Source organism: Arthrobacter sp. P4_H3, from assembly GCF_056400885.1.
On record NZ_JBFUKK010000010.1, the window covers coordinates 30750 to 46876 of the forward strand.

Annotated in this window: 13 protein-coding genes; 2 read left to right on the top strand and 11 right to left on the bottom strand. The window is 61.4% G+C overall.

All coding sequences use genetic code 11. The features are described 5' to 3' along the window. Positions 1–9: 9 nt before the first annotated feature. The 3 genes from AC1DRE_RS14560 to AC1DRE_RS14570 form a co-directional block, all read right to left on the bottom strand. On the bottom strand, positions 10–468 hold the full coding sequence (locus AC1DRE_RS14560) for an ASCH domain-containing protein (protein ID WP_476985272.1): 459 nt from the start codon (positions 466–468) through the stop codon (positions 10–12). Then, positions 465–2552: a GNAT family N-acetyltransferase gene (locus tag AC1DRE_RS14565; protein ID WP_476985273.1), complete on the bottom strand. Its 2088-nt coding sequence runs from the start codon at positions 2550–2552 to the stop codon at positions 465–467. The genes AC1DRE_RS14560 and AC1DRE_RS14565 overlap by 4 nt, the downstream gene beginning before the upstream one ends. 421 nt (positions 2553–2973) lie before the next feature. Continuing rightward, positions 2974–4404 carry a hypothetical protein gene (locus AC1DRE_RS14570; protein WP_476985274.1) on the bottom strand — a complete coding sequence of 477 codons (1431 nt, stop codon included), beginning with the start codon at positions 4402–4404 and terminating at the stop codon, positions 2974–2976. Positions 4405–4701: 297 nt separating this feature from the next. On the opposite strand from AC1DRE_RS14570, the gene AC1DRE_RS14575 reads away from it, so the two are divergent. Beyond that, on the top strand, positions 4702–4872 hold the full coding sequence (locus tag AC1DRE_RS14575; protein ID WP_476985275.1) for a hypothetical protein: 171 nt from the start codon (positions 4702–4704) through the stop codon (positions 4870–4872). A gap of 126 nt (positions 4873–4998) precedes the next feature. Here AC1DRE_RS14575 and AC1DRE_RS14580 read toward each other — a convergent pair whose 3' ends face one another. The 8 genes from AC1DRE_RS14580 to AC1DRE_RS14615 form a co-directional block, all read right to left on the bottom strand. Beyond that, on the bottom strand, positions 4999–5511 hold the full coding sequence (locus tag AC1DRE_RS14580; protein ID WP_476985276.1) for a single-stranded DNA-binding protein: 513 nt from the start codon (positions 5509–5511) through the stop codon (positions 4999–5001). 61 nt (positions 5512–5572) lie between these two features. After that, positions 5573–6793, bottom strand: coding sequence for an ArdC-like ssDNA-binding domain-containing protein (locus AC1DRE_RS14585; RefSeq protein WP_476985277.1), 1221 nt, complete (start codon positions 6791–6793; stop codon positions 5573–5575). A gap of 27 nt (positions 6794–6820) precedes the next feature. After that, on the bottom strand, positions 6821–7330 hold the full coding sequence (locus tag AC1DRE_RS14590) for a hypothetical protein (protein ID WP_476985278.1): 510 nt from the start codon (positions 7328–7330) through the stop codon (positions 6821–6823). Next, entirely contained in the window at positions 7317–9128 is a 1812-nt protein-coding gene (locus AC1DRE_RS14595) for a type IV secretory system conjugative DNA transfer family protein (RefSeq protein WP_476985279.1), read from the bottom strand. Before AC1DRE_RS14595 ends, AC1DRE_RS14590 begins: the two co-directional genes overlap by 14 nt. 9 nt (positions 9129–9137) lie before the next feature. Continuing rightward, complete coding sequence (locus AC1DRE_RS14600) at positions 9138–10598, bottom strand: ATP-binding protein (RefSeq protein WP_476985280.1); 1461 nt, start codon at positions 10596–10598, stop codon at positions 9138–9140. Further along, positions 10595–12085, bottom strand: a complete 1491-nt coding sequence (locus AC1DRE_RS14605) for an SCO6880 family protein (RefSeq protein ID WP_476985281.1) — start codon at positions 12083–12085, stop codon at positions 10595–10597. The genes AC1DRE_RS14600 and AC1DRE_RS14605 overlap by 4 nt, the downstream gene beginning before the upstream one ends. Further along, positions 12078–13469 (bottom strand): type IV secretion system protein, encoded by a 1392-nt coding sequence (locus tag AC1DRE_RS14610; RefSeq protein ID WP_476985282.1) that lies wholly within the window; start codon positions 13467–13469, stop codon positions 12078–12080. Before AC1DRE_RS14610 ends, AC1DRE_RS14605 begins: the two co-directional genes overlap by 8 nt. 12 nt (positions 13470–13481) lie before the next feature. Then, complete coding sequence (locus AC1DRE_RS14615; protein WP_476985283.1) at positions 13482–13769, bottom strand: hypothetical protein; 288 nt, start codon at positions 13767–13769, stop codon at positions 13482–13484. A 540-nt stretch (positions 13770–14309) separates the two neighbouring features. Here AC1DRE_RS14615 and AC1DRE_RS14620 point away from each other — a divergent pair. Beyond that, a complete protein-coding gene (locus AC1DRE_RS14620) occupies positions 14310–15770 on the top strand; it encodes an ATP-dependent nuclease (protein WP_476985284.1) in 1461 nt (486 codons plus the stop codon). The last annotated feature ends 357 nt before the right edge of the window (positions 15771–16127 follow it).

A 16127-nucleotide genomic window follows, 5' to 3' on the forward strand; every position in this document is an offset into this window, starting at 1 on the left:
CCAACCCAGCTATGCAGCGGATACAGCCTTTCGAAGCCGTTCAAAGGAATCCAAGCCGAGGTAACGCCAGCTCTGCGGCGGCTCCAGCCCATGTTCGGCTCTCAGATCAGCCAGGGAAACCTGTCGGGCACCCTCTGAGATGCACTCCAGCGGGATTGCGTAGGCCCACTCAGCTCCCGCAAAGTAGAGGTCGTATTCGGCCCTCGATAGGCCTGTCTCTGTACCGACGAGCTCCCATAAGCTGTCGGGATCTGCGGTCAAGATCTCTCCGATCACCGCATGGCCTCGAACGGCCATGTCTCGGCCGGATGAGTAGACAACAATAGGAGTTCCTTCAGCTACTTTGGGGGCATGCCTACGAAGTTCTACCGTCTTCTTCCCTGCAAATATGGCCTCAACGAACGTGGATCGAATCGAGATCAGAACGGCGCCATGGGAGGCCGTCTTAGCCAACTGCTGCTGCGTCATATCGGGTTGGTTCCTTCTCTATACATCTGATCAAATAGCGCAGCTGGCACAGGCCGGGCGCCCGGAAGGGTTCCTAGGGGGATCCCCGCCCTCGCCGCCATATCTAGCGCTCGACGATAGCTGATCGGCCTTTCGAAGATTTCGGTGTCAGCAAATATCAATGCTGCTGCAAGGCCCTGGGCGTCAGCGGACCTTTGCACGTCTTGAATATTCCACACCCCGTAGGGCTTGTACCTTGCAAAGAGGTTGGAGGGCGTCCCTACACGTGTGCTGACCAACCGGGAAGAGCCCAGGATGAGCTTGTCCGAGCTCACATACCAAAGGATCCGGCCCGGAGCCTTCGGAACGTAGTTTCTGGATTTGTAGTATACGTGGCGCCTACTCAGGCCAAGGTCAGTGGGGCGGTCAAACAACGTCAGATCATGACCAAGGAGTTGGCTTGCCGCGTGAGGTCGGATCGGAACTATGTAAGTAGGCAAAGCGCCGTCTGCCACCTTTGCCGGCCATAACAGTCGCTCCACCTCAGCAGCGGCTTGGGGGTTACTTGTCACGTCCGTCTTAAGCATCTCGATAAAGGGGACGGAGCCGACCTGTGCCCTGGTTGCGGCAGCCAACGCTGTCCGCTGAAGTTCGTTCCAGGGCCCACAAGATTCAATCGCAAGCATCGACCAGCCATTGGGCGTTCGCCAAAGACCGTCCCTCTTGAACGACTCTTCTACTCGCGGATCCGGCCCGATGGCGGGGTCGGTGATCTGGACGTGAGGGAGCTTCATTTCTCGGGCCTCCGAGCGAAGGAGGTAGAGGAGCTGAAGCGCCAAAGCTTGCGTCATTGTTCCTCGAGCGACCCGGAACATCGACACCTCCAGGGTTCCCGATGACTCATGACTTCTGGTGGCCAAGACTGCAGCCGGCTGACCGGAATCCCCAACATAGATCACTCTTCGCCGTCGAGTTGGGTCCTCGTCCGTCCGTACGCTTTCGGATATTCGGCGCCGAAACGCTGAACGCTTTTCTCCTGCAGCGGTGTTGAGCAGCTCGTCCAGTGCATCTACCGATCCGGCTCCAGCCTCGGATATACTCACGAACGTTTGTTGGATTTGAACAGGGGCGTAGAAAACCGAGCGTTGCAGCTCGTCCACGTGCACAACCAGCTCAGTTGGAGACAGCACTCGAGTGCCCAAGGAGGCAGCCAGCGGATCAAAGATGCGTGCTGCCCTCAAGTCCCTGGTGACAAAGACATCAGCCCCGGCTATGGCAGCCTCCGCGACGAGCCTGCAGTCCTTTTTGAGACTGGGGTCCTGCGCCATGTCGGAAGATGGAATTCCGGCGATCCACTCGTCGTATTTCGCCCTCACCAGAGCTTCATGGTCGATCCGGGACAGGTTCGCATAGTTGCCGACGGTGGAAAGGATCCGTTTCCTATCACCCTGGTTCGGCACCTGGTTAGCTTCGTTGTGAACTCCGTTGGTCGTGCAGAAAAGCACTTCGCCTGAGAGCCAGGGAGCCTCTAAAACTTGGCTTTCTTCCCCGCCGGCCCTTTGAAGCCTAAGGTCCAGGATGATGTTCGTGTCGAGGACGACTTTCAGGGCAGTCGAATCTTCGATTTGGGCCGAAAATAGGTCATCATGGCCGAAATTCAAGCGCCAAGATGTTAGCTCGGATCCGCTGGCCGCCCTCCCTTTAACCGATGCGGTTGGAACGAACCCCAAATGTGACCACATAGTGTTCGCGTCCCAGTCCGGACGACACCGGACGACGATCCCTTGCAGATCGGAGTGTTTCTTTCGGATGGCCGCCACCAGTAATGCTGCGAGGCCGTTCCCTCTGTGTTCCTCGTCGACAACGAGGTGAGCCAAGCGGATTTCGCGCCGAGGCAAGGCAAAGAGGGCATAAGCGCACAGCACGTCATTGAGATATGCCCCGAAAACAGTTCCGGCTTGAAGGTACTCCCGGTAGGCCTCGTAGCGCATGAGGCCCAAAGAAGCCTTGTACTTATCTCCAAGTGCTACAACGTCCTCAAATTCGCCGGCTGTGCAGGCCCGGACCGAATACTGCGACTGGATCCTCGGCGAGAACCCGCTCACTGCTGAACTTCAACGTAGAAACCATGCATTCGCGTGACTTTCTTGCTTAGTGCACGCCCCGAATTGATGGCGATGCGTAACGCATTTTTCGGCTCCATGGGATTTCCCGAGTCAGGAACCCTAATGCCGTTAGTGTTCATATTACGAGTCGCCCGCTGCGATAATGCGTTGTTAACCTTCGGCGCGGCCCAGCCAGGAAACCCGGCGCACATCGCAACCTGCCTCCGACCGTTCACAAATTCCAGCGTTCCAGTGACGTATGAGCGAGCCCGCAAGCTGAGTTCCACCCGGGGGCATTGCGCCACCCTTCGAGCAGCACTGGTAAGGTGCTTCCACCAAGCCGTTGCCATGACCGCACTGCTGGCCCGGGCGGGAACGACCGCCTCTCATAGCTACTGCGGTGCAATCAGCCGTGTTCTATTCAAGTCCTGATGCTGGGCCTGGGCGTGTTTAATAAAAGGGCATTGATAGCCAGACTTGGGTGATAAGGCACCATCGTCGAATCCGTATACAACCGAACCGTCCCTGGAAAGCTGATGCCGTCTCCGAAGTCTTGGCCGTCGTGTTGCTGAGCACCGGATATTTCAACTTGCTCGTCACGATATGTGGCTGTGAGTGTCCAGTCGTCGGCGGCACTCCCGGTGAAGTCGAGATGAAGCACATCACCATCGACATCCACTGTGACCTCCGTGTCTTCCCAGAAGCCTTCGGCCCACTCGAATTCAGCCAGTCCAGGGACATTTGTTATGTTTTCCAGGATCGGCAACGGTCCGTCGTCATCACCAGTTTCTTCCTCCGTCTCATTGACCGAAGCAAATCGCACGGCACCCGTGCTCACACTTGTTGCCGAGCCCTTTTCCACCGAGAAAGTTACGTCCACGTACAGGGCGGCATCCGGATAATTCCTACTTTGGTTGCCGGGTAACTGGAGCCCCTCCCCATACAGGTCGTAGGTAAATTCGGATGCCAGCACGTTGGTGACAACACAGGCTTCAGCCGTAACGAGTTGCGATTTCTTGTCCAGCTTTAGACGAGACAAGCCTGCGAGTAACTTGCTCCCGATTGCTGCAAAGGACGCGATCCGTTCTTCAGAGGTCCATCCGCCGAGATTTGTCCGGGCCTCGAAAGATGTCAGGTCGATCTGGTCCAAGTTCTTACGCAAGAAAGCGACGCACTCTCCCACAAGTTCCCCGGGAGCCTGGATCATCCGGAAAATCTCGTCGTTCAGGCGATCACGCTCCTTAAAAATCCGCACCTGAAGGCCCCAGGCTTTGTGGGCCCGGGGAACATCGCTATCGGCAGAGAGGATTACGTAGCTGTCACCATCGCCATTGGCTTGGTAGTGGTAAGCACGATAGATCGCACTATCCGCGGCTCCCGTCTTCAATCGTTTGCCGTTGGCTGTCGCTCCGGTGGTTCCATTCTTATAAACACGTTCACCCGGGGCTCGGACAAGGACCTGATCCTTCAAGGCTTTGTGGGCGACTGGCTGGATCGAAATCACCTTGACGTGATCACCGAGCCTTGCAATCGCCGTTTCAACAAAGTCCAGCGCGTCCTCGATCTCAGAAGGCTGGGGCCCGATTTCGATCCCCGCATCCTTCAGGCTCTTGCGCTGAGCGTTGAACTTTGTTCGGACTTCATGCAGGTGTTCGGCCCATTCCCACATAACGGGCTCTGCAATCCAGAGTTCCAAACCCCCGTGCTGCTTCGCCTGCCGCGCGAGCTCCTTCAACTGAGCGCCGTTGTAACCGCCTTTGCCAACGGCGTTCGTGTCGATGCCGATTGCACGAACCTTAGACACCCATTCCGGCAGCGGCTCCAGTGGCGCTTGTGAACTTTCCGTCGTCATACCGCCCATCGTTCTTGAGCCTCGGCGGTTTTGCAATTTACTCACGCAATCGGGCGTCCCTTGGAACCTTTGATCGGGACAACGTCGCTTCCACCTCCTCCTACATGCCCAATATGCCTCCCAATGGCGTCCGCCAGTGGCCAGGTCAAACTTCCGCGGGAGGCAGAGAACCCCGATCCCCGGCTCCGACTCCCCGCTGAGGACCTTCACACTGCACCGTCAGCCCCTCTCCACGCAGTGGCTGCTTGAGTCCACCGACGACGGCAGCTGATGCCCTCCCCCATCATTGGCAGACCCGTGCCCGACCACGTCTGGGAGTCCATCAGGGCCGGGTTCACCCTGCCCACGGAACAGGTCCGGCGCCGGCTAGCCGAACTCGTGGAAGACACTGGCCCGGTGATGCGGCAGCTCGTCAGTGTCTTCTCATCGGTGAGTGCACGTACTGCCCGGGCTTCCAATTACTTCTAGCGCGTACTTTCTCAAACGAGCTGCCAAGGCGCTCCGGCGCTCGTTACGCGGAGAAGCGGGTTGGTTTGCTCACCAACCCGCTTCGGCAACGCCTCACCTCCGAAATGCGGACGGCCCCTACAGCACTTAGAAACTCATTTCATTCCCCGCCGTCGCCCCGAAAGGGGGCACCACCACCGGACTTTTCGAACTGACGTTGTACGCCGGCGTAGCCGCCTCTGCCGCGACGGGCGCGTCAAGGTCCGCACGCACTCCAGCATCCGGCGCTGCCACTGTCCCATGCGACATGCGCTGGTACACCGCGGTCCCGAAACGGAGATCCGGTCCAATGGTGTCGGCGACGATGCGTCGGGCTTCACGGCGTTCGCCGTCCTTCTCGTACGAGCGGAATTCCAGCTCGCCCGCCACGGTGACCGGGTCGCCCTTTCGCAGTGAACTCGCCGAGTTCTCGGCCAGCGCACGGAATGCAGAGACATTGTGGAAGACGGGCTCTCCGTCCTGCCAAGTGCCGTCCGCGCCCTGGATTCGCTGGTTGACGGCGACGCGGAGCTTGGCGTGAGCCACTCCGCTTTCGCCGACGCTGAGCTCGGGATCGGCAACCAGGTTGCCGACGATGCTGATCGGTATTTTAGTGCCCATGCTTCTGTCCTTTCCAAAGCCGGCGGGAGTCTCCCGCCGGACAAATTGTTGCCAGTCGTGCTCACGGCCCGGCCATTACTGGTCCGTCAACCGACCGCAAAGCTTGTTCCAGTCCCGCGTAGGACGCTGCCGGCCTCAACCGTGGGTCCGCGTCGACAGCGCTGATCTTGCCGCCGAATCCCGGCGGGTGTGTGATTTCGAGAATTCCCTTGCTAGCAGCAGTGACCCGTCCTAGTACTGACTTCGCAATATCCGCACGGGACGCTGGGAGCCTACTGCCGGCGTCGTGAGCCATCGCGTCTTTCTCCGCGTCAATGACGGCGTCAGCCCATCCGGCGAGATAGGTCGCGGATTGAGGTCCGCGGTCGATCCCGTGGGCCTTCAGCACCGTGTAAGCCACGGATTCGGCTTCCACCTCAGCAAGTCCGCGATGATCTGCGCTGCTGCCATACAGCCTGCCGACCGCATCGTCGGGGCCATGAAGCAGCACATGCCCAAGTTCGTGTGCCAGGACAGCTGCACGATCTTCTGGGCTGAGCCAGGCGCCGACCTGAACCCGGCGGTGGGTGAAATCCGTAAAGCCGCTCGTCAGCCCATACTGGGCGTCTGTCACATCGACATTGAAGCCATGGCTGCCCGCCACCGTGGTCAGAGATCCCAACAGCTCAGCTACGTCCAACACAGACTCGGCACCGCCGCGCGGAACGAGCAGCGGTGTGCCCTGCGTTTGTGAGACGTCGAAGACTGCCTGACCGCGCCAGCCTGTGATGACCGTCTTCTTTCCATCGTCGACGGCACCATGGGGCACATGCTCACCCGCAGGGATGCGCTGCCGAGTACCGTCAGGAAGCGTGACTTGCTGGACTCGGGCTGTGCGAGGTGCGATCACCCAGAGCGCGTGTTCACCCCGCGTCACCGTACGGCCGTGGCGGGCCCATTCCTTGTACCCTGCCACCAGCGTGGGCTGTTCGGTCCCTCGCTGGGCCATCTGCATCATGAGTAGGGCAACATTGCCGCCGGAGTAACGCCATAGCGTTGCCGACGCATCCAACAGCACTTGCCACTGCGACGGAGATTCAACCGCCTTTTCCAGAATTCTGTGGAGGCCCTCCGTCAAGGCAGAGATACGCTCCTCAGGCGTCATGCGGGAATCGCCCGCACTTCCGCCCGTCGCTGCATCTGCCGGCACGGCGCTCGATACGTCTTTAGGTTCAGGGGCCACGACAGCCGCCTCCATGCTTCTTAGGATCCCGCCGGGAGCATCCTGCGGATACTTGTTCATGTCCTCAGAGAGGCCAACAGCATGACGTCAGAAATCGTCCCCGCCCTGGTGTGAATCCGCCTGCCACTCAACGAAGCCAGGCGCGTCGAGCCGGAGGGTTCTCACTGCGGACTCCTTGTGTGCCTGCAGGCCGACACACCCGGCCGTCCGGGTGTGGATCCGGAGACGCTCGACGGCGTGTGGCAGTCGTTCGTGAAATGCAAGCGGCCCGAAACCGGGATCGTCGCTCGCGTACGAGGCCAGCTCCGCCCGCTGCAGAGCATAGAGCTCGGCCACGATCTCGGAATGACGCCACCAGCAGTCCGGGACCACCGACGTCGTCAGTTGGTACGTGGCAACAAGCCATCGGACCCAGGCTGCCAAAGAACGCCACACGCTTCCGGCCTGCTCAGCTGTCATTTCCCGCCAACGGTAGGTCACGCCGGATGCACGCCCCGGTGGCCGGAATGCAGAGCGGAAGAGCTCCGCCGTCAGCTCGTCATCGTCCGCTCCGGCTGAAGGGATCTCAAAGCGCTCCACCTCGTCATGGCTGGCCATCAACCGGCTCCTCAGTGGCTGCCTGTTTCAGACGGTGCCCATCAGCCAAGGTCCGTTCAAGCTCGAGCTTTGACCGACCGAGCTCGGCAGCGTCTTTTCGTTTGTGCCATTCACGCAGGTCCAAAAGGATGGGCCGGGTTCGACGTCCCAGCATGAGGGCTGTGCCTGCGGGCAAGCGCCTGATCTCATGAAGCGGCAGGACCGGGCTCTCCCGGATCTGTTCGCCGTCCTGCCGACCCTGCGCAGACCAGGAACGGGTGTTCAGGGTCAGGCTCCGCTCCCCCAGCAGCCCAGCCAGCGAGCGCAGGTCACGTTCGTCGGAGCCTCCGCCGAAGATCACCTTGATGATGGCCGAGTCCCAAATAGTGGCTGCCTCATCGATGGACCAACCAGTACGTGCCTGGGACAGAGATTGCAGCACCACGAGAGTGGAGATGCCGATGCCGCCTCCGTCAGAGAGGGCGATGGGCAAGCCCGGCCATGGGGCCAGATTGGCAATCTCGTCCAGGACGAGGGACAACGGCGGATCCAGCCTTCCGCCCGGCGAGACAAACGCCATTTCGCGCGCGGCGTTGTCGATGTCGTCAATCAGAGCCGAAAGATACGGCCCTGCCGCAGCAGCTCCCGCGCGGGTGCCGATCAGATACAGGGTCCCGCAGTCCCGGATGAACCTCTTGGGGTCAAATTCTTCAGACTCATCCCGGGGGTCCAGGGCGGCGAGCACTTTCGGTGACGACAGCGGTGCGACAGCAGCCGAGACACCAATCCAGGAGTTGGACGTGTTCCGAGGGTCATCCTCGAGTATGCCCATCAGATCGGCCTGCCATCCCAGCGCTGCCGCCGGTTGGCTCAGGACCTCCAACGCCTCACGTGCCAAGACCGGGCTCGAAGACCAGCGCCGAAACGCACGCACGCCCTCGCCGGACAAAGCCGCAGCATGAAGGAGGCACTGCAGGATGATCAGCGAGCGCTTTTGCCATGCAGCGTTCTCTCCCTTCATCTCCGTGTCCGCAGTGATAACGAGAGCGCGGCGCGTGGCGATATCCGGGTCCTCGCAGCCACGAACGGGAGACCAGCGAAGCGTCGAGGGCAGTCCGGACATGCCTTGTGGGTCGAACACCGTGACCGGCCTGCCGCGTGTAGCGCGGGCATTCATGGTCACTACCAAGTTGTCGGCGCGGGTGGACGTCGTGACCACAGCGCCCGGCGCGTCGAGGATGGCATTGATGACCACGTAGAGGCCCTTACCGGATCGCGGAGCACCCTGGATAACCATCGATTCCTCCGTGGATACGTGGATCGTGACTCCGCGGGAACGACCCAATGTCCAGGCCACGTCCTGGATCCGCGGTTTGGCGAGGCCCGGCCGCGTGAACTTGCCGCGTCTCAGGACCGCCCTTGCACCGAAATCCTGGAGGATCTCGGTACGGCGCGCGATGCCCTCGCGGCTCAGGATGTCCTGGCGCAGCCAGGCGCCCGATTGCTTCCACCTTCGCCAGGCCAAAACTGACCCGACGGCGAGCGCAGCTGCCACAAAGAGGACCGGGCCAACGATCCACCAGATACTGCGGGTCCCGACGTCGCATCCCTGCGGCACGCGGACGATCCATTCGATCCGGCCGATGAAAAGTCCGACGGCGGCGGCCGGGTTGAACGGCGACGGCAGACTGCCGCCGCAGCGCCAGACCATCACGACGTTAGCCGCCCCCTGGACCAGGAAACTCAGACCGACATACCCGGCCACGGCGATAAGCCCGGCCGAAACCAACGGGCTGTCGGTGCCTCGCCGCGAACTCATCTGTGGCATTCAGATCATCCGGTCGTCGGTGCCGAAAACTTCAAGCTCATCGGTCGTGACCCGGTTCGCCACGATAAAGGAACGGTTCCCGACTTTCCAGAGACCAACGCCTTTGGGGAGGTTCTCTACGTGCTCGCATTCGGCCTCCGACAGGCCCAGGGCTTCTTTAGTCAGTCGCATGGCGTCGTGCTTTTGCCGGTAGATGATCCTTGTGTCAGCCTCGGTCAGCAGGCCGAGTGCCTTTTGCCGGTGCCCGCTGGAGCTGTCTCCGATTTCGTTGAGGTCGGCGACTTTATGCATGATGAGCAGATTCGCGATGCCATAGGTGCGGGCCAACCGCCACTGCTCGCTCATTTTGGCGAGCATGTACGGGTCGGCCAGCATGCGCCAGCCTTCGTCGTAAACCACCAGCCGTTTGCCGCCGTCGGGATTGGTGACGGCTGCCTCCAGCCAAGTGGCACCGCACGCGGCGGCAAGGGACAACGCTTGCTCCGTGGCGCCGATCAGCGCAGAAGTGTCCATCACCATCATCGGCGCATCGGCGTCGAAAGCGACCGTGGACGGGGCGTCAAACATGCCTTCCAGGTCACCGGAGACCGTCCGCCTCAGGGAGTGGCTGACCGCCAGTCCCCCTTCCTTGCCCACCAGCCCGATCGTTTCCTTCGACGGGTTCAACAAATGGTCCAGAACCATCGGCAGCGTCGGATTCGAGTTCTCGGCTACCGTCTCCATTAGGGCCATGTCCAGGGCAGTGTGCTCCACCGGACGGAGGGGCATGCCCTGCCGCATAAGGGAAACCAGTGCCACCAACAGATAGCGACGGCGCTGGCGCACCACGGCCTGCCACTGCGCCTCACTCAAGGCGCTGGACCGTGGCCCCGCGTCGAGTGGATTTACGCGGGCAGCGCGGCCGGGGCCCACGGAAATGACCTTGCCGCCAACGGCATTGGCGACGGCGACCCATTCACCTTTGGGATCGGAGGCGACGGCGGCCTTCCGCCCCAGCGTTATGGACCTGGCCACCAGGGACTTTCCGCACATGGATTTCCCGGTCCCCACGGTGCCGATGACAACGATCGAGGGTCCGCTGATGACGCCCTTGTCATAGAGAATCCACGGATCGTAAGAGAACGCTCCCGAGCCGAAGACGTCTGTGCCGATATATGTGCCTTCGTGGCCGAGCCCCGATTCTGTGATGAATGGATACGCCGCGGCGAAGGTCAGGGTGGACGCGCGGTGTGGTGCCGGCCGCAGGCGGTGCGGGCCACGTAGCGAGGCGGGCTCCCGGCTCCCCCAGTCTCCGCCGTGCTCGGCGGTCTCCAGCCGGGTGCCGAACATCTCGCCAGCCCGGTCTAGAGCGGCCGCCCACGGTTGGCTGTCAGCGGCAGCCGCCCGCCCCCGTCGTTCCTTCCGCTCCTTGCGGTTCCCGCCCGACGGCACGTATTCAACCGACTGGTTTGTCCGCGTCATCGCAGCCCCCTACCGAACGGGAGTGCGCCGGCGACGAATGCTGCCCATTGCTGCCCGGCAAGTACGCGCAACTCGACGAAGGCTCCCGCGGCGGCCGATTCCAGTTCCTGCCGGTGCCGGGCAAGGTCCTCCAGGGTCCCTGCAGTAACGGTCACGTAGGCAGCGGGCCTTACGTCTCCGTGTCCGGCAACGATCTCCTCCTCGCGCTGGGCGACCTCTTCTTCCTCAGCCCGTTGCTCGCGGGTCAGCGGCCTGTCGAAGCGGGTATTGATGCGGCGCCTGGTTTCATGGGCCTCCTGGGCGGAACGGATGTCCCGCAGCGCCTCGGTTGTGGGCACTGCCCGAATCACCTCCGTCACCGTGTGCCGGAAGTCGCCCACATAAATCAGCGGATGGAGGAAACCCGGAAATACCTTCTGGCGTGGCCACTCAGCGATCCAGAACGTTTGATGAAATCCTGAATCCGTTCGTACGTATGTCCAGTGCTCTTCCACGGCCATGGGCCCCGCGTGCGGGTTTGGCGACGCGGAGTCTTGCGGTTGCGATTTCTTGTTGGTCGGCTGCCCTGCCCCGCGTGCCACGGCGGCAGGATCGAAGGCGCCCCGAACGACGCCGAGGATCCCGTCCTCCGGCAGCCATTCCTCCACCTTGACGCTGTGGGTCCCCAGCGCGGTGGTCATGGCCTCGACCTCCAGACGAAGGACCTGTTCGAGTCCGGCCAGTCCCCCGCCTGACTCTCTGATCCGGCGTCGGGCCTTGGCCGTATCCACCACAAGTGCGATCAGGAGATCGTGGCTCATCGTGGATCCGGCCGCCGAAATCAGATCCTCGTACGCGCGCTGACCCCAAGTGAGTTCGCTTGCGTCGCCTGCCGGCCGTGGGGACGCGATTTCGTAGAAGTCCCGCAGGGCGGTGGACGGAAACGGAACCGTAAAGTCCTGCACGGCGATTCTCGCGAGACCTGTTCGCTGGGCCATGCCCGCCTGTACGCGGGACCAGGCCTGCACCGCCCATGCTTTGTCGTCGCTGTCTAACAGCGCGAAGGACCGGGTGCTGCAACGAAGTACTGCTATCGCCTCCCGGCCGCGGGCGTCCACGATGAAACACTCCCCTCGCGAGGTCCTACGCAATTCCAGGTTCCCCAGTCCTCCCGGAAGTGCCAACCGTCCGGCCAGGACTGCTCGTTCGGGCCTGGTTAGGAACCGCGTTTGGCGGGCCATCGATCGGTAGAAGAACAGGGCGGCATGGCTGGCCCAGACCGGGTACGGAATCCGTGAATGCTGCAGCAAGCCGAGGAGCAATAGCACCAGCCACAACGGTCCCGACGCGAACAAGCCGATGGGTCCCTGAGATGCCGACGCCAGACTCGCCACGACGACACCGGTCGCCAGCAACAGCAATTGGTACCACTTCAGTCCCATGAACAAGCCGCGGCGCTCGTAGCGGGGGAATTTGACTGCCTCGAGGGTGCGTGACGTTTCAGACATGGAAATCACCGTCCGTTGGGGGCTGAATGACTCGTGGCTGGTGGATGGGAGGCTTTGCCGTCGGGGTGCTCGGCGGCGGGTCTTTCGGTAGCCTCGACGACGACGGCCTTGGGGGCTCGCTGGGGGTCTGGCCCCGACGTCTGCTTCCCGATGCCGATGCGCCCGGGACCGGGTGCGGCTGTGCACTGCTTCCCGGTGGCGAGGCCGGGCTGGCGGCCGAGGTGCCGGCGTCGAGCATCAACGCACCAGCGTTGCCAGCTGGCGTGGATGACGGCGTTGCACCCGTTGGCCTTCCCGGAAGAGGGGCACCGGTCGGCAGCGTGCGGGTGGGAAATTGGTGACGACTCGACTGGATCGGGCGGGTCATCGACGAACGGCCAGCCACCCCTGCCAGAGTGAATCGGCCACCGGTCTGCCGGCTGATCTGCCGGGCGGTGAAGCTGGAGGTTCGAGTCAGGACGTGTCCACCACCGGCAGTTTGCGCAGCCGCGGCCAGCTCGCCTCCGGCGAAACTCACGAGCCGCAATGCCATCAGAGGCGCACCGCAGGCCAAAGCCATACCCACGACACCAGCGGCCAGCCCGGCGAATGACTTCGACTCGGCAAAGAGCCTAATAGCCACGGCCAGCACCGTTGCGGCAAGCGGTTTGGCGAGCAGCAAGGCAACGACGATCTCGCACCACCGACGGGCCCAGGTTTTCGTCTTCTCCCATGGCATCAGCATGAGAGCGACCGGAGCGACGGCGGCGAGCACGATGAGCGCGAAGGACCGAAAGATCATTGAACACATCAGGATGAACGCCAGGATCCACACGACGATCACGGCCATCACCGTGACTACGACCGCCCCGGCCGCGCCGCCGGTAGTTCCCGGAGCCAACGACACGACGTTCCATTCCCGGCCGGAGTCCGCCGGGGCCCGTTCGAAGCCAAAGAGCCGCATGAACACCAGGTAGGGATCCGTCCCCATGGATTCAAGCAGTGCCGTGGCTGCGGAATCGCCCACTTTGGTTAGCTGGCGGACAAGGTAAACGGCACCGGCCACCAGGGGAATGGCTGCGGCACCTCCAACTAGGGCGCGCACCAACCGGCGGGGCTGTTGGCTGATCAAGCCGGACAGCAGTTGGAGGATCATGGCGACGACCAGCGGCGTCATCATAATGACAACCCACCAACTCGTCAGTCCTTCGACGGCCGTCCATTGAGAATCATCGACGTCAGAGACACTAAACGCACCAGTGATGAAGGACCAGATCCAGGAAGCGGTGCTCTGGAGAATGTTCGCGAAGAACGACGTGATGGAACCTTGGACACCTTCGTTCGCTTGCGAGACCAGACCGCAACCGGGCGGCCACCATCCGTCCAGGTCGCACTGAACTGGCATGACTGACTGGACCTAAAATCCGAGATTGAACGCCGACTGGGACCACAGGATGTAGCCATTGATCCCTCCAAGTATCGCGGCCACCGGTCCAGTCCACAGCAGGATCATGCCTCCGCCCGAGGCGAGCCTCGATGACTGGCTGAGCTTGCCTGCCAGGAGCATCGCGGCTCCGACGATCGCCACTATCGCGATCACAATGAAGGCTCCGACCAGGACGCCTCCGCCGATCTGCTTGAGCGATTCGAGAAAGGGGAAGTTCGTGTTTGGGGTGATGCCAGGATCCACTGCTGCCAGAAACATCGCGCGCTCCATCTGTCGTCTTCCAGGGGAATGAGGGGTTTGGGCTCACGACTTCATGGAGGTAGCGGAGTGGGGCGACATGACCTTCTGCATGCCCTGATACAGACCTGTGCAGCGTGTGCACGGATTCGCTGCGTGATCTGGCTACGCCCCCGCCGATCGGGACGCAGTTTCGGCCGAGCGGGGAATGACCAGCCCGCAGCTTTCGAGCGGTTTCCGAAGAGGCTTCGGGGTTTGCGAGTCCAGTTTCGGCCCGGTAAGGGTCTACCAAACAGCCGAGGCGCTGGCCCTGGCCATTCCAGCCTTTTTACGCATGAATATTCCGCTGGACCTCCCCCGGCGGCCGACAAACTGCATCACCTGCGAAGTCTCCCCTATGCTTGCCGGGTGAATCTTCGAACACGCATCACGGGTATAACGTCCAACGCAGGCGACCATGTCGAACTCTCAACGGCCGGAGTGACATGCTTGGTCGGCGGAAACAATGCAGGTAAATCCCAGACGTTGCGGGACATCGCTGCCCTAGTGCAGGGGCCTCATATGAACACAGTCGTCATAAACGAACTGGAGCTGGACAAACCGGCAGGGGCAACCCATGCGGAGGTTGAGGGTTTTTTGAAGTCGACCGCTGCACCGGAACCTCAGCAGCAAGTGATGTCCGGGGCTCACGTCCGGTATTCGCCCCTTCAGGGTGGCTTCCACAGCGGGGGCGGCCAGATGACAGTGGCCGACTTTCAGGCGATATTTCATGCAGATGAGCGAGGGCTCGGTGGTACTTCCCCCTTCTTCCTTCAGCACTGGACAGCCGGGTCATTGGTTCACTTTGCGAGCTCGGGATTGGGGCACTTTGGCGTAGGACAACCGGTTGGTTCACCCATGCAACGCCTTTATCGAGATGGGGACTTAGAGGAAGAGATTTCAAACCTGGCCTACCAAACATTCGAGCAACATCTAACTCTCGATCGGGCGAATCTTGATGTAAGGCTGCGCATGGGGCGCGTGGAGATCCCAGTGCCCCCCATTAGCCACCCCACTCAAGAATACGCGGACGCAGTGGCCGCCCTGCCTCCATTGGAGGTCCAGGGTGATGGTGTTAAGAGCTTCCTTGGGCTTGCGTTGGCCGTTGTTGCGGGCAAGTCGCAAATTATCCTCGTTGATGAGCCAGAATCCTTTCTTCACCCCGGGCAGGCTCGGGCCCTCGGCCGCTGGCTGTCGGATCAAGCCGGTCGCCGTGACATTCAGCTAATCGTTTCAACCCACAACCGTGACTTCGTTCTTGGTCTCGCCTCCGGGGGCAAGGCTTCCACTAGGTTTGTGAGGGTGGTCCGAGATGGAGAGGTCAACAGACTGCACGAACTGCCGCCGGGTGAAGTTTCATCCGCTTGGGAGGATCCCGTACTCCGCTACTCCAATCTCCTTCAAGGGCTTTTTCACCGGCGGGTTGCCATATGTGAATCCGACGCGGACTGTCGCTTCTACGGGGCGGTCCTTGACGAGCTCGCTTCAGCGACCAACCGCAGAGCGCAGGCCGACGACACCCTGCTTGTCCCGAGCGGAGGTAAACATCGCATAGCCGCATTGGGAAAAGCACTTCAGCGTCTCGACGTCGAAACCCACGCTTTCGTAGACTTCGATGCTCTACGGGAGAAAGCGACCATCCGAGGCATCGTTGAGTCCCTCGGAGGAGTCTGGACGAGCAGGCTAGAGGCAGACTTCATCTCGTTCGTCCAGCCCGTGCAGTCTCAGTCGCTATGGGGCGAGTTGAAGCGCCAGGGTATCGCCGGAGCACCGTCAGGGGCTACGTACAGCGCCGGGCTGAGGCTCCTAGAGAGCCTCGATAGGCTGAGAGTCCATGTCGTTCGAACGGGCGAAATGGAAGGTTTTGACCGGTCAATTGGTGAGCACGGATCAGCGTGGGTAACCGCTGCTCTAGAAAAAGGGGTGCATCGAAGTTCAGATAGCGCCAGGGCCGTTGTCGAGAAGCTACTCGGGGAGTCATAACTCCGGAGATCGGAGCAGAGCAAGATGGGCTGCACGATGGATGCCTGTCTTCTCGTGCCTGAGGTGCCTGGAACGCCTTGAACGGTCATGACAGCAAAGCCTAGACTCGCCTCAATCCACATGCGGAGTGCGATTTTCATTGGGTGAGCCCGTAGGTGGTTTCTGTCGCCCAGATTGTGGGCATGGGAAGTATTCGAACATATGTTCTATACTTTTACGGTGATCAAGCGTGGTACTCCCGACGACTCCGAGCGCATGTTTGCCCGGATCCAAGCCGAAGAGAGCCGACCGATTGATGACCCAGCTCCAATCCGAGAATTCCCAAAGTACGGCCGCCCTCTGGTCTACGTGAGAGGG